This window comes from Bacillus sp. FSL R9-9497 (assembly GCF_038005805.1).
Taxonomy (GTDB): domain Bacteria; phylum Bacillota; class Bacilli; order Bacillales; family Bacillaceae_G; genus Bacillus_A; species Bacillus_A cereus.
The window spans coordinates 2,396,371-2,416,865 of record NZ_JBBOTY010000001.1 but is presented as its reverse complement, the minus strand read 5'-3'; the positions used below and the strand labels follow the sequence as shown (position 1 = coordinate 2,416,865).

Below are 20,495 nucleotides of genomic sequence, written 5' to 3'. Positions count from 1 at the left end.
TTATTTAAATTAATAAAATAATGCAGTACATGAAATTTCGTATGAGATATGTCATATATATTCGTTATATTTTTACTTCTACCTTTTTAATAATAAGAATACAAAAACGACTCTTATCACAAGAAAAGAGTCGTTTTCTAACTTTATACTTTTAATACTTTCATGTTAAAAATGCGAAAACTAAAATACTATTACCTAAGAGCCTTAACTATAACTTTAGTTGCCTCTGCAATGAGTTGATTATCATAGATTGCCTCTTTCTCATCTTTACTAGATAAAATTGCGATGATAATTGGTGCTCTATTTGGAGGCCAAACGACAGCAATATCATTTCTTGTCCCGTAACTACCAGCACCTGATTTATCTCCAACTACCCAGTCAGTTGGTACGCCTGCACGAATAAGTTTGTCCCCTGTAGCATTTCCTTTCATCCACTCTGTAAGAATTTTACGTTTTTCAGCTGGAAGTGCATTTCCGACCGTAAAAGCTTTAAGATTCGTAGCAATAGCTTTCGCTGTACTAGTGTCACGAATGTCTCCTGGAATAGCTTCGTTTAATTCTGTTTCAAAGCGATCAGACATAGTAATCCGATCCCCCATATGCCTAAGCGCTTTTTCATATCCTTTCGGTCCTCCTATTTTATTAAATAAAATGTTCCCTGCAGTATTATCACTTGAACGAACAGCTGCCTCTGCAATTTCTCCTAGTTTCATTCCAGTATCTACATGTTTCTCTGTAACAGGTGAATAATCCACTAAGTCTTCTTTCGTATATGTGATTACTTCATTTAATGAATCAATTGAGTTTTGCTGTAGTAATACTCCCGCGGCTAAAGCCTTGTATGTTGATGCGAAGGCAAATCTTTCGTTAGGTCGATAAGAGATTGTTTGATTTGTACCAGTATCAATCGCATATACACCTAATCGAGCATCAAATTTTTTCTCAAGTTGAGAGAACTCTTTATGCGTTGCCTGATTTTTATGTTTCACTTGTCCAGTCTTTTCTTTCGCTTCAACTTGCAGTGACTCTCCTGTAAAAGCTTCTAGGCTTGTAATACTTAAACCTAATATACCAACGCATATTCCTATTTTTAGCATCCTCTTATTTTTCAAAATCATCATTCCTTCCAAATTTTTAGCACCTTTTTATACGTACACATAATAGACAATCACCGAACCAAATTTGTTCCATAAACTGAAAAAATTTATAGCTAGTATGAGAATTATTAACAAAATAAGAGATAGTAGCTATGATCGCCACTATCTCTTATTTCACATTTCATTTTTTTACTTATAAATGGCTTTATATAAACAGGTTCTCTTCCCTGAGAAAAGTATTCTAATTTTGCTTGGAACCACCTGTACTAGTAGATTCACCATGTATACGTTGCTGTTTTAAATCAAAGTATACATCTAATACTTCCTTTCCAATTATAGAATTAATTCCATTTTTATCATCATGAAGCCATGGAACTACTACGGAAAATGCTACTTCTGGATTATCATATGGAGCATATCCAACTAACGTTAAGTTATAACATTCCATACGTTCTCCTTTTGCATTTCTACCAATCGGGTCATCTCCACCATATACAGTTTGGGCTGTTCCTGTCTTTCCTGCTGGTTTATATGGCGCGTTTTTGAAATATTTCACGCCAGTTCCATCACCTTCTTGGAATACCCATCTAAACCCTTCTTTTATCCGATCAATATGTTCTTTCTTCATATCAATTCGATTTAATACGACAGGCTCTATGGAACGTATAACTTTGCCAACCTCTTCTTTTATTGATTGTTCTCGTATTTCTTGTACAATTTGAGGTTGCATTCTATAACCACCATTTGCAATCGTTGAAATATATTGCGCTAATTGCAACGGCGTATACGTATCATACTGACCGATAGAAAAATCTAGTAAAAACCCAGGTTGACTATCTACTTTTCTCGTTTGTCCAATTATTTCATTCGGTAAATCAATACCTGTTGGGACACCTAAACCAAATTGCTTGAAATAATAGCGCATCGTATCAAATGCTCCTTGTTTAATATCCAATGAGCCATTTGGTACGTAATTGACTCCCGCAATTTTTAAAGCTGTCTGGAACATGTATACATTCGAAGATACTTGTAAAGCCCGTAAATCATTAATATTACCAAATCCGGATACATTCCACGATTTCTTAGCTTGTGTACCTTTAAATTTCATCGGCGCGTCATAAAATTGATCTCCTGGATGTATTGCCCCTGTCTCATATCCAGTTAATAAAGTAGCACCTTTTACAGCTGACCCTAGCTCATACGAAGTTGTCATGTTTCCTAATGCCAAATCCTCAACCTCTATTTTCCCTTCTTTTTCTACAATCTTTTTGCCTGCCATTGATAAAATTTGTCCGTTATTTGGATTCGTCATGACAACAAAAGCTCGATCGAGCAGTGGCTCTGAACTCTTAAAAGCTCTCAAGTTTTTTTCTATACTTTCTTCCACTTTCTTTTGTAATTCCATATCAATCGTTAATGTTAAACTATTACCACTTTTTCCTTTAGAGATTATTTCTGTGCTAACAATGTTTCCTGATTTATCAGTAATATTTTTTACTTCTTCTTTTGTGCCGTGTAATACATCTTCATATCGTTGTTCAATATAACTTTTTCCAACACGATCATTACGGTTATATCCACGTACTAAATAAGAATCTAAATTTTCTTTCGGTAATCCTTCTTCACTACTCGTAATATTTCCTAATACAGAACGAAATAAATTACCGTTTACATAATTACGTTCCCAATCAACAGTTGCATCTACTCCTGGAAAATTCGCAAGATTTTCGCTTATCCGCGCATACTCTTCATCTGTTACATCTTTTTTAATGATTTGTGGTGTTAGTTGATAACCTGAACTCATTTTACTTTTAATAGCTAACACCTTTAAATCTTGTGCTGTTAATTCTGCTAATTCTACCTCTGTAACCCGACCTCGTCTTAAGTCTTCTATTTTTTTATCTAACTCTTTTCCCTCTATACCCTTTTCTTTAAACTTTTCTATATCTTTCTTAGTAATCTTTGTCTCCGCACGTTTCGAATTCAACTGCATCCAAAAATCTTTTTTATCGATATCTGTTAATTTATTTATATCTTGTTCAGGCATTTCAAGTACTTTCGCCAAGTCTTTTGCTGTTTTTAAAATATCTTCACTCGTAATTCCCTTCACCCTTGTATACGTAATTGTGCGAAGAGATTTGTTATTAACAACTGTTTTCCCTTCTCGATCTAAAATTTGTCCACGTGGAACTGGAATACTAGTTATTGCATTTTGACTACTTTCCACTTGGTTCTTATAAGCCTCTCCCTCAACGATTTGTACCTTTCCTAGCTGCATAATAATAGCTGAGAATAGTACAAATATGCAAAGGAACATTATATTTAATCGAATAGATATATATGTCTTCTGCTTCTTGCCTTTTTGTTCTTTCATAAATCCTCCATTTAATCCTTTCAGAAATTGCTACAAATACTAAAAACATCCCTTATATATTAGATACCGATAATCGGTTATAAATATCGCCTCAATCTTTTGCTTATTCCTTGTAAGCATCTATTCCTTTTCGTTTAGCTATGGAATTAATAACTCTCCCTTCTTGTTTTCTCTCTATTTTTTGCCGCTTGCATTAGAAGTGCTAAACTGTATAATGACTCTTATTAAACTTACCTATAAACTTGCTAGTAAATTTTCATGCTAATTATTCCTTTCTTCATGCTGTAATACTTAATAGACAACCTAAACAATAAAGTTGTTCCACATTTACAAAAAAAATAATTAAATATAAGATGAAATAGGCTACATAAGGGAGGGTTATATGTTACATACAAAAAGATGGAGATTTTTTGCGGTTCTTTCTATTGTAGGTTTGATTTTACTAATTTTATTAAAAATCAACTTCATTTCAATTACTATCGCAACTTCTTCAGCTGAAAGAGGAAAGATTTTTGATCAAAATGGTGTAATACTAGCTACAAATAAGAAAGTTAAGTCTCTATATTGCACTTCTAATGATGAAAAGCTATCGAAACAAGATACATCAAACACATTAGCTTTTTTTAATCAATTTTCAAGCGAGTTTCAACATGATATTTCTACAGAGAACATAAAATCTCAATTACAACAATCTTGTAAAAAGCAGACTATGAATGATATACCGTTATACTCTCATATAACTGAGAATGAACTTGCATTCATAAACAAAAACAAACCCAATAATGTAATAATTAAAGATGAATGGATTCGATATTATCCTAAACACGAAATTGGTTCACAAGTAATTGGGTATGTAGAAAATGACCTTAATTCAAAGCATATGGCTGTTGGAAAAAGCGGGATTGAGCTGCAATATGAAAATGATTTAAAAGGAAAACCAGGTAAAACTCTTATTTTTAAATTGAATAATAAAAAGTTCTTATGGAACATTCAAAACGTACAAAAAGGTAAAGATGTGCGGCTAGCTTTAGACTCTGAGTTGCAGCAAAAGGCAGAAGAAGCATTAAAATCTCAAATTAAGAAAACACCTGATGCTAAAGCTGGTTATGCTATAGTGAGCGATGCAAAAACTGGCGCAATTTTAACTATGGCCAACTCGGTAGTTTTTGATCCAAATATATTAAATACACATGTATCTTCTAGAAAAGAAAACATTAAATCTCTTTCGCAAAATAAAGCAATTCAAAAATTAAAGTATGGTGAATCTTATGTAAATATGGCTTCTACTATAAAACCACTCACTATTTTAATTGGATTAAACGAAAAGCTTTTCCAACCCGAAGATACTTATTTAGATAAAGGTACTTTTCAGTATGATAATCAAAATAACATTACGAATGCGCCTGGAACACCAACAGGGGAGATTACACCGAGGCAGGCTATCATTAATTCATCTAACACATTTATGACAGCAAAAGTAGCTCTGCCCTTATTCAACCAAAATAATGGAAATATAGAAAAAGTGGCACATATATGGACAGATTATTTAATGCAATTCGGCCTACGTTCTAAAACTGGGATTGATTTACCCTTTGAAGAAGACGGACAATATGAATTCCATCCATCTAATAAATTTGAAAATGGGATTTCAGCTTTATTAAATGCCTCTTGGGGAGGAAATGAAGTGCATACTCCTCTTCAACTCGCTCAATATGCAGCAACTTTGGCAAGTAAAGGCGACAAATATAAACCTCAAATCGTAAGTGCGATTATTGGGCAAGATGGTAAGGAAACCAAAAAGTTTAAACCCATTTTAGAAAGTTCAAATCGTTACCCGATGAACTTTTGGAGTGTCGTGCAAGGTGGGATGAGTCAAAATATAGAGGAAATTAAAAAGTTGCCCTTTGACGTCGCAGGTAAAACAGGTATTACAGGTTTTCCAAATGAGCAAGCAAGAATGATAAATCACTCTCTTTTCATTGCGTATGCTCCTACGGAAGATCCACAAATTGCCGTTTCTGTCGTTATCCCTGGTAGTAATTCAGAAAAAAACATTGCCGCTCTCGTTACATCAGAAATTTTAGAGTACTGGAATACTCTTCAAAAAGAAAATAAAAATAAAGAGGAAGGTTCACTTTAATGAACCTTCCTCTTTTACCATATAGAATTTATATTTATTATTTTCCATATACCTTCATTATTCTTTTCGAACATAAATGAATATTTAATATCAGTTAAAACATACTCTTTCTGTACATATCCAGTATTACCGTTAATTGTCGAAACTTTTATATATCCATTATTCTGTACTTTTTCTGGAATCCAAGCTTTTACCATTTCATTAGATACTTCATATAAAACTTGTGATTCTCGTTTTGGTTCAGCTAAAATTTTCGTTTTATTTCCAGTAACAGTTGCATATATAAAATGCGCTTGGTTTGGTTGGTTACTTTCTGTCAATCCACTTGGTACTTTATATACTTGCTTTGTATCTTTTGCAAACTCTCCTCCCATTGTAAGGGCGACTTGCAACTCATGAAAGATATCTTCATCAAACTTCAGTTCATCCTTCCTATAACTCTTTCCTTTAAATAGAACTTCATCATTTAACGCTTTGTACAAGTTATTTTCATTTTTTGAGTTCGTACTTTGATATAGTTCATTCATAAATTGTTTTAATGATGGATCTTGAGCAGACTCATCTTTTGTTTTAGGCTTAATTTGAGTACTACTTTGTACCGGCGATTTATTATCATCAACCCAAGGTTGTTGAACAATGAAAAATAACATTGTACAAACCAAAACAACTACAATAGGTAATGCTTTTTTACGAAATGGTCTTTTATGTTTTTCAAAATCCACTTCATTATTTTCATATATAGACTGCTTTATTTTAGAAATAAATTCTTCTTCATCTTTACGATTCTCCATTGGGCCTTTTTTTATTTTTCTATACCAGTCAGGATTTTGTTTATTGTTCATCACTACTACCCTCCCCTATTAATTTTGAAACCTTACTTCTCGCTCTACTTAATCTCGATTTTACAGTTCCAATGGATACTCCTAATGTTTCAGCCATTTCTTCATAAGATAATTCATATTTTGCATCCAATATAATTATTTCACGGTGCTTTTTAGGTAGTTCTAATACCACCTTCCACACATCATTCATTTCTTCTTGCTTAAAAAATTCTTGTTCTGCTGACAAGGATTGCTTATCGTCACTAAAAAATCCTATTAAAGATATCCTTTTAAAATAGGAGGATTTCAAATAGTTTATTGCCGTATTTCTTGTGATTTTTAAAATCCACGTTTTAATAGATGACTCCTTTCGAAATGAATTCCAATTTTTAAACACCTTTATAAATACATCTTGCGTGATATCATCTGATAAGTGTGGATCTTTCGTAATAATAAATGAATAATTCCATACATCTTGCCAATAGTCTTTTATAACATAGTCCAGCTCATCATGATTACACTTTTCAATAAACGTCTGTTCCATTTCCACACCTCAAACTTATTTGAATAAACATAAAACTGCCCTCACTTTTTTATTATGGTTTCAATATATAGACAAAATACAAGTTTCATTTGTTCCATTGTTTATCTTTTTTCAGGCAGAATAATACTACTAAAAAACAAGTAAAGCATACAATGATAAAAATCCACTCACAATAATCTATTTTTTGAATTTAACGTAACACTCTACTTGTCCATTTCAATTTGCTATTCCCTTCTATTTACCATTAACAATGTCAACTTTTCTAGAATGACAGCAAAAAAGCATTCTCGATTAGAAAGAATGCTTTTTTGAAATTTAATTGTTCTATATTTCCCCCAATTTATATCTTTGAGTGAAGCAAACATATAATAAATGTAGTGAAAAATTCACCTTATAATTAAGTATTATTTCTGAAATACATGTTTTATTTTTTCACCTGGAACGTTACTTCCTCCTCTTCCTTTTACATCTTCAATCATCATTGTAACAATCATGTCTGGCGCATTTGCATCGAAAGCTGCGAACCATCCCAGTTCTTTTCCGTCTGCTTCTTTCGACTCTTTCAGTTCTGCTGTACCAGTTTTACCAGCAAGCGTTACACCATTAACCTTTGCAATTCTCCCCGCGCCATCAGGGTCATTAATGACTTTAATTAATGCACTCTTTAATATCTCTTGATTCTTTTTAGAAATCACATTTTCTTTCCAATTCCCCGCTACTTTTGCTTCTTTTAAAAGGTGTGGCGACGGAATATTCCCTTCATTCACAATCGGTGCATATGTTAATGCTAAATGAAGTGGCGTCATTAATACTTGTCCTTGTCCATAACCCGTGTCTGCTAGTTGAATATCATTTTTTATCCCATCTTTTGCAATAATTGAAATAGGAAATTCGTATTCGATTGGTAATTTTTCATGAAATCCGTACTTTTTAAATTCATTTACATACTGATCTTTTCCCATTTTCAAAGCTTGTTGAGCAAAATAAATATTATCAGAGTACTTCATTGCCTTATCAAAATCAATTGGACTTGCATCCTTTACACGCGTTACATAGTAATTTCCCCAAGACGAATCTTTTGTCCACTTCAATCCTTGAATTTTAAATTCTTCCTTCGGATTTATTGTGTTTGTTTCCAAACCAATTGCACCTGTGATCGTTTTAAATACGGAACCTGGTACAAATGCTTGTGTAAAGCGATTCGTCATTGGTAGTTTCGAGTCGTTACTCCATGCTTCTCGTTGGGCTTTCGATGCTCCTCTAACTATTATATTTGGATTATAAGCAGGGCTACTTACAAGTGCGATTGTTTCACCTGTTTTAGGATTGACCGCTGCACTAGACCCTGCTTCAGTTTTCATCTCATTAAAGATTTTTTCTTGAATTGCAGCATCAATTGTTAACGTAACATTTTCTCCCTCTTTTGATTCTTTTTTTGCTACGTTTTTAATCTCTTTCCCCTTCTCATCTTCTATAAATACGCGTCCACCCTTTTCACCACGCAATTTATTTTCTAACACTTTCTCTAAACCGGTCTTACCTACTAAATCATCTGCTTGATAACCTTGTTTTTGAAGTGATTTTAACTCCTCCGCATTCACCTTTCCTATATATCCAGTTAAGTGTGCCGCTGCTTCACCTAATGGATACGTACGAATATTTACTGGACGAGATGAAACTCCTTCTAATTCAATATAATCATTCTGTCTGGTTCCTTCTTTTAAAATACCAATTGGTACAAAGGAGTCTGGTTTTATCCATTTCGCTGTGAGCTTTTGTTCAACCTCTTCTGTAGACATATCAAGTAATTGTGCTACTATTTCTTTCGTTTGCGCTGCTGTTTCGCCTAGTTTCTCTGGAATAATTCCAACCTCAGTCGCTTTACCATTCGTTGCAAGCCCTTTTCCATTTCGATCATATATTTCTCCGCGTTTTCCTTGCTCTATTTGCATACGTACTTTGTAATCTTTTTTCATTCCTGGAAAAATGAAGTCTGGCGTCCAATCTATTTTCCAAGACTCTTTATCTTTCACAAGTTTTGCTTCATGGATGAATGAAACTGATCCTACATCGGTATCCATCTTAACTTCAAAAAGAAAAAGCTCTTTATCTTTCGTATTCTCTCCTTTCATTTTAACTTTTAAATTCTTAGCTCCAATCCCCTCATAGATTTTTTGATATTTTTCTGTGAATTCTTTTTTAGAAATTGATTTTTTTGCATGATCTGATAAATGATCATACATATTTGTAAATTTTCTATCATTCCATAAATTGATATATTCTTCAAATGCTTGTTTTGGCGGTTCGTTTTTATTACATCCTACCAACATAACCGCGAAACAAACGAAAAGCAGCATCCATAATTTTTTCAATTCAATCTTCTCCCTTAGTTAAAAATGATGATTCCTTTCTTAATTTATTTAATAAAAAATGTTTTAACGCTTAATAGACAGTGAAAGTAAGGATATTGTTCCATATTTACAAAAAACTAAAAAAGAGTGATAAGAATTCCGTAAATTTGGAATCCTCATCACTCTCGTTTGATATTGTGCAAATCATGAATATGAAATAATAATTTCTAATTTTAAAAAATAATTTTAATTTTCCAACTAACGAGATAAAAATCATGTATTTGTTCTATTTTTAATAATTCATAAATTCGTTGAAATGTTCGCATCAAATTCATCTGATGTTTTGGTATCTATTTTTCTCCCATCAATTGTCATCTTTATTTTTTGTTTTTGGTTTGCTGTTACTACCCAAGCGTTCGGTAAATAACGATCTTCATGGGATAATGTAGACGGTGAATTTATAACCTTTCCTCCTAAATATAGCGTAGCAGAAGAACCTCCATCCATTGCCATTGCATTTATAGCTCCTTTTTCATATAGAATATCTTGACACTCTTTCAACGTAGCTCCTATACTATGTGTCTGTCTACCGTCAATAACTAGAAACATAATTGTACCATCTTCTTTTTGGGCCATAATACTTCTTGGAGCCGACCCCCAACCGCCGTCTCCTTCTGTAATCATTTTTTCTCCATTTACAATTAACTGTGGCATAAATCCAGCTGCGGAAACAACTTGTTTATCCAACAGTTGTTGGGTTGAATAATTTCCTGTTATCATTTGACCAAACTTTGTTAATCCCGTAATAATTGTAGGGGCATTTCTATCCATATTTGTATCAATAGCTTTCCCATTTTCTATCACAATTCCAGTAGCAACATTTCCTCCACCCCTTCCTGTTTCGTCAGCAAATCCACTTGCATTCACAGCAACAAGTGCATGATTACGTTTTGCCATTACACTAATTTTTTCTCCCCTGTTAGCACCCTGTGTTCCTTGATGGCTAACAAGTTTAACATTGAAAGGATTACTAATTGTTACTAACTTTCCTTCGAAAAGAAAGCGACTATCTTTATTACTTTTAATTGTTTCTACATCAATTTCTAATGGCTGATTTTTTAATTCTTCTAATCTTTTTCCTACTATTTTTTTATAAATATGCTCATCACTGTTTGACCATTTTGGATGATTAATTCTATCTTGCAGTTTATCTAGTTCCTTTTGGGATAGGAATGTATATTTCGCATATTGTGGATGCTGAGAAGTTAATATACTCCCAGCGATTGTTATACGAAGCTCTCGGCCATAGCTAGTACCAAATAGTATTCCTACGCCAATAATCATTAAAATAGAAAATAGAAGCAAAATTCGTTTGAAGATTTTTCTTAGATGTTTCATAGTTTTATCCTCCAGCATTCATTACATTCAATAAATCCATTAAAATATTATTTATCTAAAGACAAAAGTGTTTGATTTCCTCATGCCTGAATTCCCCACTATGTTTTAGCAATTAAGGCAACATACTTATTCCGGATTTCGTTTTTTTAGTGTATATTTATAAATTTAATAACGTTTTTGCAACCATGAAGTAAATTATTAATCCTGTTCCGTCAACAAATGTTGTAATAAATGGACCTGAAACAACTGCAGGATCTAGTTTTAATTTTCTTAGAATTAAAGGTAAAACAGCTGCTACAAGAGAAGCCCAAATAACAATAAATAATAAAGTAATTGCTACAACTTGCGCAACTTCTGCTCCAACTCCTAACATATAAGCACGAATGAGCCCAGCTATCCCAAGTGCAAGTCCAAGAAGCATACCAATTGCAAATTCTTTTTTCATTACACGGAAAATGTCTTTAAATTTTAACTCTCCAATACCAATTGCACGAGTAATTGTTGCTACAACCTGTGTTCCTGTATTCCCTCCAGTGCCTACTAATAATGGAACAAAGAAAGCAAGGGCAACTACAGTTTCAATTTCGTCTTCAAAATACTTTAATACTGTACCTGTATATGCCTCAGCAACAAAAAGAAGTAATAACCATGGTAGACGTTTTAGGAAAATGCTCCAAATACTAGCTTCAAAGTAAGATTGATTCAATGGTTCACTTCCGCCTAACTTTTGAATATCTTCTGTAGCTTCTGCTTCCATAACATTCATTACGTCATCAAATGTTATAATACCAATCATTTTATTATTTGCTGTTGTGACAGGTATTGCTGCTAAATTATAATTCAGTAGCTTTTTTACAACTTCTTGCTGGTCAACTTCAGCGTGTACTGAAATTACCTCTGGCATCATGATAGTAGATAATATCTCTTCATCTGCTGCTAGTAATAACTCATGTATGGAAACGATTCCCTCAAGATAACCATGACTATCAAGAACATAACTATAAGATATTGATTCTACATTTTCAGAATGTTCCCTAATGTACTTCAATGTCATTTTTACTGACCAATTTCCTCTAACTGCAACAAAATCACTTGTAACAAGACTTCCTGCCGTTTCAGGTTTGAAAGTCATTAATTTTTTTACGTTATGTTTTGTAATTTTATCTAGATACGCCATTAATTTGGCCTGTTCTTCCGGATGAACCGCTAGAAGTAAATCTACTAATTCATCAATCGGTTGTAAATTCAGTAACTTTTTAGCTTTATTTTCAGATAAGTGAATTAAGATATTATATTTTTCTTCTGCACTCATATATTGAAGAACTTTAGAGCTTTTTAATACAGGAATCGTATTTAGTAATATGACTTGATCTTCAATTGAAAACTGTTTTACTTCTTGCGCAATATCATACGACGGAAGACGTAAAACTTTCTCTGCATCCAAGTTATTTTTGGTTATAAGTAATTCCTTTAATAATTTCTTCATGCTAACTCCTCCTCATATTGCTAAGGGAGACTCTAGAGTTTCATGAGTGGTTTTGTTTTATTTTATCTGTCTTAAATTTTTTATTAGAGCAATAATAGTTACATTGCAATCAATTCATTAGTTAGAATTACCTCCTTTTTGAATATAGACAAGATAAAAATAAATAACATTAAACAGAAAAACCTTTACTCAAAAAGGAGTAAAGGTTTTTTCACAATACAAATAAATGATTATTAAGACAGCTCTGCCGAAATCACAGAGGTGCCTTTCTATCAAATCGTATACCACTCCCTCGTTGAGTTTTAGCACTGTATAGCATAGGTTTTTATAACCAGCTACATTAAGAAGGGCCTTAATCCGACCGTTCCTGTTGACCCATTGGCGTCTCTCGACATTTTTGGGCAGCAGCGTTTCTCTATACAGGAGCCTCACCTAACAAAGTTTATTGAATTACTTCAAAATTTAAACCAGAATTTAATATTTGTCAACTGACTTTCAATTCCATTTATAAAAAAATCTTTTATAGAAAATGAAATTATATTTTATTATAAATTTAAAATTCCCCTTAAAAAACATAGAATTCAAATAGATTTAATTCGAAGAAACGTAATAAAACATATGAAACTTATTATTTTTAATCAAATTCCAACTTTATAACAAAAGATGAATAATTAGTCATTCTGTATACAAAAAGAACATTCACAAAAAATCTTCTTTTATGATTAAAATCTTCTTTACTGTTTATCAAATTTATATGGTTAAACTACTTAATCAAACGATACACTACAAGTCAAAAATATGTACTTATACAGAATGATTACAGACATTTTTTCATATCATTTCTCAAAGGACTATAAAGCAATAAAACAAATAAAATTAGCAATATGGTTGCTTGACAAGCAAAAAAAATATATTTATGCTTGCTACACGAAACAAACACATAAAATTTATATTGCTTAACCTGTTAGGTGAGGCTCCTATGCAAACACAGGCTATTGCCCAAAAATGTCGAAAGACGCCAATGGGTAGAACAGGAATTGTCGGATTAAGGCTCTTCTTAAGATAGCTAAGTAATGAATTTTCATTACTTTACGTTGTATAGTGCCAAAGCTCTACTAGAGGGAAAAAAGCCTTATTTAGTCATGCCATTTTGAATCCCTCTAGTTACATACTAGGGGGATTTTTGCGTAAAAAACAGGGAATAAGCGATAGAATCTTCCTAAACAAAAGTCATATTTAGTAATTAACGAGAACAAGATTCTATTCATTAGCAAATGTAATATTATGTTTTGTTTTAAATCAGGAGGATATTAAAATGAAAAAAATATTAAAAATCGATTATCTATTGCTCCTTCCTCTATTCATAACATGTACTTTAGGTATTATCATGATGTATAGTGCAAGCTCCATTGTCGCTGTTCAACATTACGGTTATAACAGTAGACATTTTGTTGATTCTCAATTAACAAAGCTACTTTTAGGAACAATAGGATTAATAATTTGTGCTTTACTCCCATATGAAATATGGAAAAAACGAATAGTCTCAATCTGTATTATGGTTGGGGGGATTTTTTTATTAATTATGGTTTTATGGAAAGGAAAAGTGGTAAATAATGCTCAATCATGGATCTTTGGAATACAGCCAGCTGAATTTCTTAAGTTAGGAACAATACTTGTAACAGCCCGTTTTTTTGCATTGCGACAAGAACAAGCTAAAAATAACTGGCGTGGTATCGGAAAACTTTTATTTTTTTTAGCTACAATTTTTTTTCTTATCTTTAAACAACCAAATTTAGGATCTGCACTTTTAATATTAGGTATAGGTTTTAGCATATTTCTTTGTTCAGGAATAAATATAAATCTACTAATCAAAAGAACTACCATCGGTTCTATTTTATGGTTACCTATTTTATATTATTTGATTCAATATAGTTTATCAGAAGTTCAAAAGACACGTATTACTACGATTTTCAATCCCTTTCTTGATGCGCAAGGAAATGGATACCAGCTTGTAAACTCTTTTATTGCCATGGGCTCTGGAGGAATCACTGGTCGTGGATTTGGAAATAGCATACAAAAAACAGGTTATCTTCCAGAACCACACACTGATTTTATAATGGCAATAGTTTCTGAAGAACTAGGATTTATTGGTGTATTTATTCTATTGGTTGGAGTTTTGACTATAGTACTTCGCTCCTTAAAAATTGCACAATTATGTGTAGATCCTTTCGGCAGTTTTATAGCAATTGGTATAGGATGTATGATTGGTATGCAATCAGTTGTAAATTTAGGTGGTATTACGGGACTATTTCCTCTTACAGGTACTCCATTTCCATTTGTAAGTTTTGGTGGAAGTTCTTTAATGGTGAATTTAATAGCAATAGGAATATTGCTTAATATCTCAATTTTCAATAAAATAAGACTTTCTCCTTTTTAAAATCTATTGTACTATAGTCATTTTTGTTACATTTAGAGAGATTATACAGGCTTTCATAATGATTTGATCAAACTGTAGATTTATTAATTTTAAACGAACATTTAAAATATTTTATAGCATAGAATAGACAGTATACAGTAGACACCACTAATATCTACTAGGTGAATAAAAAGAAGGAGAAAATAAATGACTCTAAATATAAATAGAGTATTCCCACGTAATTGGTATGCTGTGAGTTATGTAAAAGATATAAAAAAGATTCCAGTAAAAAAAAGAGTTGCTGGCAAAGATTTTGTATTATATCGGGATGAAAAAGGCGAAGTTCAGGCTCTATCACCTTACTGCCCTCATCGTGGCGCTGACTTATCACTGGGACAAGTAGTAAATGGTAAACTAGTCTGTCCCTACCATGGTTGGGAGTTCGATAGTTGTGGTACTTGTGTAAGAATTCCATCCCAACCCAATAAACCTATCCCGAAATTTGCTCATACCTTCTCATACCCTGTAAAAGAAAAGATTGGGTTGATTTGGATATACCCTAATAGTGAGGAAACTCCACCTGAATGGAAAACTTTTCATGTAATGGAGAACACTCCTTTTAAACTCTCTTTCTTCCACGCCACTTGGAATGCACACCTTACTCGATCAATCGAATCTGTGCTGGATATTGCTCATCTTGCTTATGTACATAAAAAAACGATTGGTAGAAAAACAAAAGCCGAATCAACCAATTATAAGCTGGAGGGAACACTGGATCAGTTTATATTCTCAAATGGTAATGCTTACCTTGAATACAAATTCCCACATCAGTGGATGCTTCACAGTGGCAAACAGGAGAATGAGTCATTTATTCAGTACATTACGTTTACACCAATTGATGAAGAAGAGACATTAATTATGGGATATACCGGAAGGACATTTTTAAAGTACTTCCCTTTACTAGACCAAATTTTAGCTGAATTTAGTTTAAGAGTACTAAAAGAGGATCAAATTATTGTAGAAAGTCAACATCCTAGACCTATACCAGAAGCTTTAAAAATGGAGGCCCATGTTCATGCAGATATGGCTCAAGTTCAGTTTAGAAAACGTTGGTTTCAGTTTTTACAAAATGGGTCTTGTTTTTCACTTGATTAAAGGCACGTAACTCAGTATTAAATATAGGTGTAGTGATGTTGATAGACGTGGATGCTACCCCATCGCCATCAAGCTAAAATTTTATAGTACCCCCTGAACCCAATTTTGTACTAACTCGTAACAAAAAATCCCTTCAAAAAAAGAAAGGCGCCTATGCACCTTTCTTTTGTAATGCATTCTCACTCTCTTAGCATTCAGAATCCCTTATGAATCACTTTAATGCATCATTGTACGGACCTAATTACTCTTTAGAAAAGTAATAATTTGTCTCCTTACTTTTCAGTAACATATTTCCTCTTATTATTAAAAATAAGTCGTTTCTACTTAATATTTTTACTATAACTCTAACTAGTGCTAACCAAAGGATCATAATAAGCCAAATATAATTTATTAATCACGTTTAAAGTACATAAGTCTGCACTGATTGAAAATGCAGAACCAGCATTAATATCGTTTAGCGTATTTCTAATCCGCTAACGACTTAAATCACCTTATTTCACTCTCTTCGGTAAAGCTGAGCCTGAATGTTCAATTACTAGATGAACATAAACATTAATGTCAGCATTACTAAAATAATTTTCACCTTGATCCCAATTCTTACTTATTTTCTTCCATTCTTTATAATTATTCCGCTTATATACTTCTCCTAATGCTAATACATCCACCTTATATTTTTTTTGAACAAGCTTTATTGATTTTTGAATCCTTTGCTCCATCTCTTTTGAAATATCCTTCGTTAAGCGTTTTTTATCTCCATGCTCAAATGTTTTCAATTATTTTTGTTTCTCCAGATTTATTATAGAATCTTTCATCTAAAATTAGTCTGTTTTACCAGTTAACATAGAATTTGACAGACGAATAAATTCTTCTTTTCGATTTAAAAAAATGTATGTGCAATAAGAGTTATGTTTAACATTAACAAAACACTTAATATAACCAATAAAACCATACACCCAAAATTTACTTCTTCATTGAAAAAACAACATTTTTAGCTAGATATAGTAAGTTATTTTAGGATGAAAAATTTAAAATATCTATCTTTATATACAGTTCAATATATTACTACAATTTTAACAAAGGACCACAAGCAATTGTAAAAGAGAAAATGAAAAAACAACTTAAGTTTTACCCTATACAATCATTAAAATATATTAAATTTATTGTTGTATTAATTACCAATAAGAATTTCATAAAGAAAGCACAGACTTATTAAGACACATATTTATCTAACCTACATAAAATAAAGATGTACAATTGCCTACTTTATGAATTTTTTATAATGATATATAGAAAGGATTCATTAAGTTATGTTTGTTGGGAAATAACATTTATATTTCCTCTAAAATAAACAGGGTACAAATTACACATATCAGCCTGTTTATTTTAGAGAAAAGTTGTTTATAAGTAGTTCTTTTCTTTAAAAGAAGGAACTACATTTTTTAAATTAAATTTCTAAATGGATAAATTTAGCACGGGAAAGGAATTGAACTTATGTCTAATTTAAATTTCATTTCTGATCAATTTGCTGCAATTCTTAAAGGAAAGAGTAAAATAAATCAAGGTGGTTGTTCGGTGTCTTTTCACCGCAATTTTAAGGTCCTGGTTCAAGGAAAACCAAGTGCCTATGTAGTTCCCGTCGGAGTAAGTTTTGAATCGTTGGATCAAAATGGCAATGCATTAAATTTAGGAGAAATCGCGGTTCTACAAGAAGAGATCCCTGCATTTATGAAATCAATTGTACAACAAGGAATTATTGTCAGTGCTTTACATAATCACTGGTTATACATGAATCCCTTAATTATGTATATTCATATCCAATCGGTAGAGCATCCGTTACATTTTGCAAGAAAATTGGCAAATTCATTTTTATCGTTAAGCAGCTATCCTGTTACTAATATCGAAGGGCAATAATTTATCTACAATCATAGATATGATAATAATATGTACCAGACTCCATGCACGTTGCGCTTGTATAAATAGTATTATCTAATGTATCTTCTTCCGTTATTACTCCTCCTTTTGGAACCTCACAATTTTACAAAATACGAAAAATGACCGATATACCCTCTTCTTCGTTATCTATACCCTGAATATTTTATTTACCATACGCTGCTCGTATAAACCTTGATGGTGGGGTGAAATCTCCATTAAGTCCCATTGAACCTGAACCTTGTCCAAAAGTACTTAATGGTATATCCCCCTCGCATGGCTGCGATTTAAGACCTATATATTGTCTTAAATTTTGTAAATGCCAATTAAACTCAGGACTATTAGTCACTACTCCTTGTCGATTCTAATACAATAGATTCACCCCATTTATCCGATAAAATCCAATGTAATGGTGGAGTAACTCCTAAAGCAGGTAATGGTACCTCCCAAAAGGAAATACTAGCTACAAATTTCTTTAACTCTTCAACAGATTTGAATTGTGTCTTTCGAAACCAGAAGAAAAGCCAATAGATTTCTGAAAACTGGGCGTATGATTTGATATTGTAAAGCCCTCAGGCATCAATTTGTTCATCACCTATCATCATGTATCCCTTGGTTGAAACCATCAGCTTTTCTGTACCTCTTCCCAGTCGATAGCTCGAAAAGTTATGAGTGTTGAGCTCAACTTAACGACGACGAGAGCTGCTCCCCAATTAGTGATGAAACCCATTATCACATTTCGTATCATGTGGCATAGGTCCATCCAAGGAATCCAGAAAGGCAACGGCCTGTTTGAGGTTCCTCAAAAATAAATGCGCGAGATCCATAGAAAACCCGTTTCGAACCACAACGCGCATAATCGTCACTGCTTCTAGGTCTGGAGGCAATGGATATGCGGGTACTTGCCAGCCGAACACACGCAATTGTCGAGATAAATCATAAAGGTTCCAGTTTAATGTGTAACCTTTTTTCAGTTGCCAAGCGAAAACCGGAATATCCGAACCATCGGACAAAAGTTCGAACGGTTCCATCTCCTGAATTGCCTTGCTAAGAAAAAGAGCGACCTTCTGAGAAGCCCTTTGGACATCATAGTACCCACTTTTCCCCAAACGCAGGTAATTGTAATATTGTAGGAGCACTTGTGCGCCAGGACGTGAAAAATTCAGGGCAAAAGTCGGCATGTTTCCGCCTAAATAGGAGACGCGGAAGATTAAATCATCGGGGAGATCATCAGCTTCCCGCCAAATTATCCAACCCAAGCCAGGATAGACTAATCCATATTTATGTCCCGATACATTGATGGACTTCACCCTCGGCAACTGAAAATCCCAGACTAAATCTGGTTGAAGAAACGGTGCTATAAATCCGCCCGAAGCCGCATCTACATGCATAGGAATGTCGAGTCCCGTCCTCTCCTGTAAATCGTCCAACGCTTTTGCAATGGCGGCAACCGGTTCGTAAAGTCCGGTATAAGTCTCACCGAGAATCGGTACCACACCAATCGTATTTTCATCCACGGCTGCAAGGACCCCTTGAGGATCTAATCGGGGATGCTCAGGGCTAACCTTCACATAGCGTGGTTCAACCTCCCAATAGTTCGCAAATTTTTCCCAAACGACTTGAACAGCAGAACTAAACACAATATTAGGCCGATCCACCGGCTTACCCTCTCTTTTTCGTGCATTTTGCCAGCGTCTCTTTAACGCAAGCCCCCCGAGCATACAGGCTTCCGACGATCCAGTTGTTGAAACGCCCATAGTTGTAAGGGGGCTGGGGGAATGCCAGAGGTTGGCTAAAATGCGGACACACCGCTCCTCAATTTCAGCTGTCTGTGGATATTCGTCCTTATCAATTATGTTCTTATCAAATGATTTAGCATATAAGTGCTCTGCGGTAGGTTCCATCCATGTACTAACGAATGTTGCAAGATTCAAGCGTGCATTGCCATCAAGAGTCATTTCATCATGGACGATTTGATACGCTGTTTCTGGTAACATGCCTTCATCAGGCATGTGAAAGCGCGGAACGACTGATTCTCCTTTGCGGGCAAAAAGAGGATTTATAGAAAATTCGGGAGGCAGCTCCATTTGCACGTGACGCGGTAGATATTGTGGATTATCTGGCATAACCTCTTTTCCTTCATATGTATCGTTTTGCACTTCTTCTTTTCGATCCTGCGGCATACTAGTCCCCCTTAATTAATGGTTTAACAAATATATTATTTACAAAAAAACATTTGCTAAACCAAGGGACAATTCTAATAAAAGGTGATGCCATCATTCAAAATAAAAGAGTATAGTTTTTGATTATAAAATAGAAATCGATTTATATTTTAATGAAAATATTGAATATTTTTAATATAATTATTGAGTTATGTATTTATAGAAACTTAAGGGGTATGATTATGGAGTTTATTACTTTTAAAGTAATTTGTATCTTTTTATTTTTAATGCTTATGACTTCTATAGAAGTTTTAGGATATGGAGTTCAACTTGTTGGAGCGAAATTAGCTTTAGTTTCATCGGCTTTTGCTAAATATAATATTATGTCTTTAATTGCTCGATTTTCTAATATGTTTCAACAACCATTTACTGTTTCTTTAGTTGATAGTACAGCAAAAAATGGTAGATTAGAATTACTAATTAAACAATTAGATTTTTGTTATTAGGTTCTACTATGGGAGTAATACTTGGAGGGATTATTAGTACCATTTTTTATGAAAGTTCTTTCTAAAGCGCTAATACCATTGTCAAAAGATGGTTCGTTTTTAAACATGTTCAAATT

13 protein-coding genes, 3 pseudogenes and 2 riboswitches are annotated in these 20,495 nt (G+C 33.3%); of the genes and pseudogenes, 5 read left to right on the top strand and 11 right to left on the bottom strand.

All coding sequences use genetic code 11. The features are described from left to right. Positions 1 to 191 precede the first annotated feature (191 nt). Together bla and MKY21_RS12395 are read right to left on the bottom strand one after the other, a co-directional pair. Complete coding sequence (gene bla, locus MKY21_RS12400; RefSeq protein ID WP_140159530.1) at positions 192 to 1,118, bottom strand: class A beta-lactamase Bla1; 927 nt, start codon at positions 1,116 to 1,118, stop codon at positions 192 to 194. Between the two features lie 220 nt (positions 1,119 to 1,338). Continuing rightward, positions 1,339 to 3,471, bottom strand: coding sequence for a peptidoglycan D,D-transpeptidase FtsI family protein (locus MKY21_RS12395; RefSeq protein WP_086392436.1), 2,133 nt, complete (start codon positions 3,469 to 3,471; stop codon positions 1,339 to 1,341). Between the two features lie 382 nt (positions 3,472 to 3,853). Here MKY21_RS12395 and MKY21_RS12390 point away from each other — a divergent pair, with 382 nt between their 5' ends. Beyond that, complete coding sequence (locus MKY21_RS12390) at positions 3,854 to 5,611, top strand: peptidoglycan D,D-transpeptidase FtsI family protein (protein WP_341076366.1); 1,758 nt, start codon at positions 3,854 to 3,856, stop codon at positions 5,609 to 5,611. Positions 5,612 to 5,625: 14 nt separating this feature from the next. Here MKY21_RS12390 and MKY21_RS12385 read toward each other — a convergent pair whose 3' ends face one another. From MKY21_RS12385 to mgtE, 5 genes are all read right to left on the bottom strand, one after another. Then, on the bottom strand, positions 5,626 to 6,453 hold the full coding sequence (locus MKY21_RS12385; RefSeq protein WP_341076363.1) for an SH3 domain-containing protein: 828 nt from the start codon (positions 6,451 to 6,453) through the stop codon (positions 5,626 to 5,628). Continuing rightward, the gene (locus MKY21_RS12380; RefSeq protein WP_000438327.1) at positions 6,443 to 6,976 is read right to left on the bottom strand and encodes an RNA polymerase sigma factor; all 534 of its coding nucleotides are present in this window, start codon (positions 6,974 to 6,976) and stop codon (positions 6,443 to 6,445) included. The genes MKY21_RS12385 and MKY21_RS12380 overlap by 11 nt, the downstream gene beginning before the upstream one ends. A 404-nt stretch (positions 6,977 to 7,380) precedes the next feature. Next, a complete protein-coding gene (locus MKY21_RS12375; protein ID WP_341076361.1) occupies positions 7,381 to 9,348 on the bottom strand; it encodes a penicillin-binding transpeptidase domain-containing protein in 1,968 nt (655 codons plus the stop codon). Between the two features lie 279 nt (positions 9,349 to 9,627). Then, positions 9,628 to 10,725: a phosphodiester glycosidase family protein gene (locus MKY21_RS12370; protein ID WP_000681825.1), complete on the bottom strand. Its 1,098-nt coding sequence runs from the start codon at positions 10,723 to 10,725 to the stop codon at positions 9,628 to 9,630. A 157-nt stretch (positions 10,726 to 10,882) separates the two neighbouring features. Then, positions 10,883 to 12,211, bottom strand: coding sequence for a magnesium transporter (mgtE, locus tag MKY21_RS12365; protein ID WP_000734820.1), 1,329 nt, complete (start codon positions 12,209 to 12,211; stop codon positions 10,883 to 10,885). Positions 12,212 to 12,492: 281 nt separating this feature from the next. Next, positions 12,493 to 12,658: riboswitch (M-box (ykoK) riboswitch) on the bottom strand. Between the two features lie 506 nt (positions 12,659 to 13,164). Next, positions 13,165 to 13,341: riboswitch (M-box (ykoK) riboswitch) on the top strand. A gap of 185 nt (positions 13,342 to 13,526) precedes the next feature. Between mgtE and MKY21_RS12360 the strand changes: the two genes are divergently transcribed. Both MKY21_RS12360 and MKY21_RS12355 read left to right on the top strand, forming a co-directional pair. Beyond that, on the top strand, positions 13,527 to 14,648 hold the full coding sequence (locus MKY21_RS12360; protein WP_341076360.1) for an FtsW/RodA/SpoVE family cell cycle protein: 1,122 nt from the start codon (positions 13,527 to 13,529) through the stop codon (positions 14,646 to 14,648). A 186-nt stretch (positions 14,649 to 14,834) separates the two neighbouring features. After that, a complete protein-coding gene (locus MKY21_RS12355) occupies positions 14,835 to 15,782 on the top strand; it encodes an aromatic ring-hydroxylating oxygenase subunit alpha (protein ID WP_098616553.1) in 948 nt (315 codons plus the stop codon). A gap of 241 nt (positions 15,783 to 16,023) precedes the next feature. Here the strand turns inward: MKY21_RS12355 and MKY21_RS12350 are convergent. Both MKY21_RS12350 and MKY21_RS12345 read right to left on the bottom strand, forming a co-directional pair. Beyond that, positions 16,024 to 16,092, bottom strand: a pseudogene (locus tag MKY21_RS12350) (HXXEE domain-containing protein); the annotation flags it as partial. Between the two features lie 181 nt (positions 16,093 to 16,273). Beyond that, positions 16,274 to 16,534: pseudogene (locus tag MKY21_RS12345) on the bottom strand (Ger(x)C family spore germination C-terminal domain-containing protein); the annotation flags it as partial. Between the two features lie 739 nt (positions 16,535 to 17,273). On the opposite strand from MKY21_RS12345, the gene MKY21_RS12340 reads away from it, so the two are divergent. Beyond that, positions 17,274 to 17,693 (top strand): DUF1259 domain-containing protein, encoded by a 420-nt coding sequence (locus MKY21_RS12340; RefSeq protein WP_000067577.1) that lies wholly within the window; start codon positions 17,274 to 17,276, stop codon positions 17,691 to 17,693. Positions 17,694 to 17,697: 4 nt separating this feature from the next. On the opposite strand, the pseudogene MKY21_RS12335 reads toward MKY21_RS12340, so the two are convergent. Then, positions 17,698 to 18,214, bottom strand: a pseudogene (locus MKY21_RS12335) (linear amide C-N hydrolase); the annotation flags it as partial. Between the two features lie 210 nt (positions 18,215 to 18,424). After that, positions 18,425 to 19,894 (bottom strand): glutamate decarboxylase, encoded by a 1,470-nt coding sequence (locus MKY21_RS12330; protein ID WP_001135433.1) that lies wholly within the window; start codon positions 19,892 to 19,894, stop codon positions 18,425 to 18,427. Between the two features lie 221 nt (positions 19,895 to 20,115). Between MKY21_RS12330 and MKY21_RS12325 the strand changes: the two genes are divergently transcribed. Beyond that, on the top strand, positions 20,116 to 20,379 hold the full coding sequence (locus tag MKY21_RS12325) for a lipid II flippase family protein (RefSeq protein ID WP_086392429.1): 264 nt from the start codon (positions 20,116 to 20,118) through the stop codon (positions 20,377 to 20,379). Positions 20,380 to 20,495 lie beyond the last annotated feature (116 nt).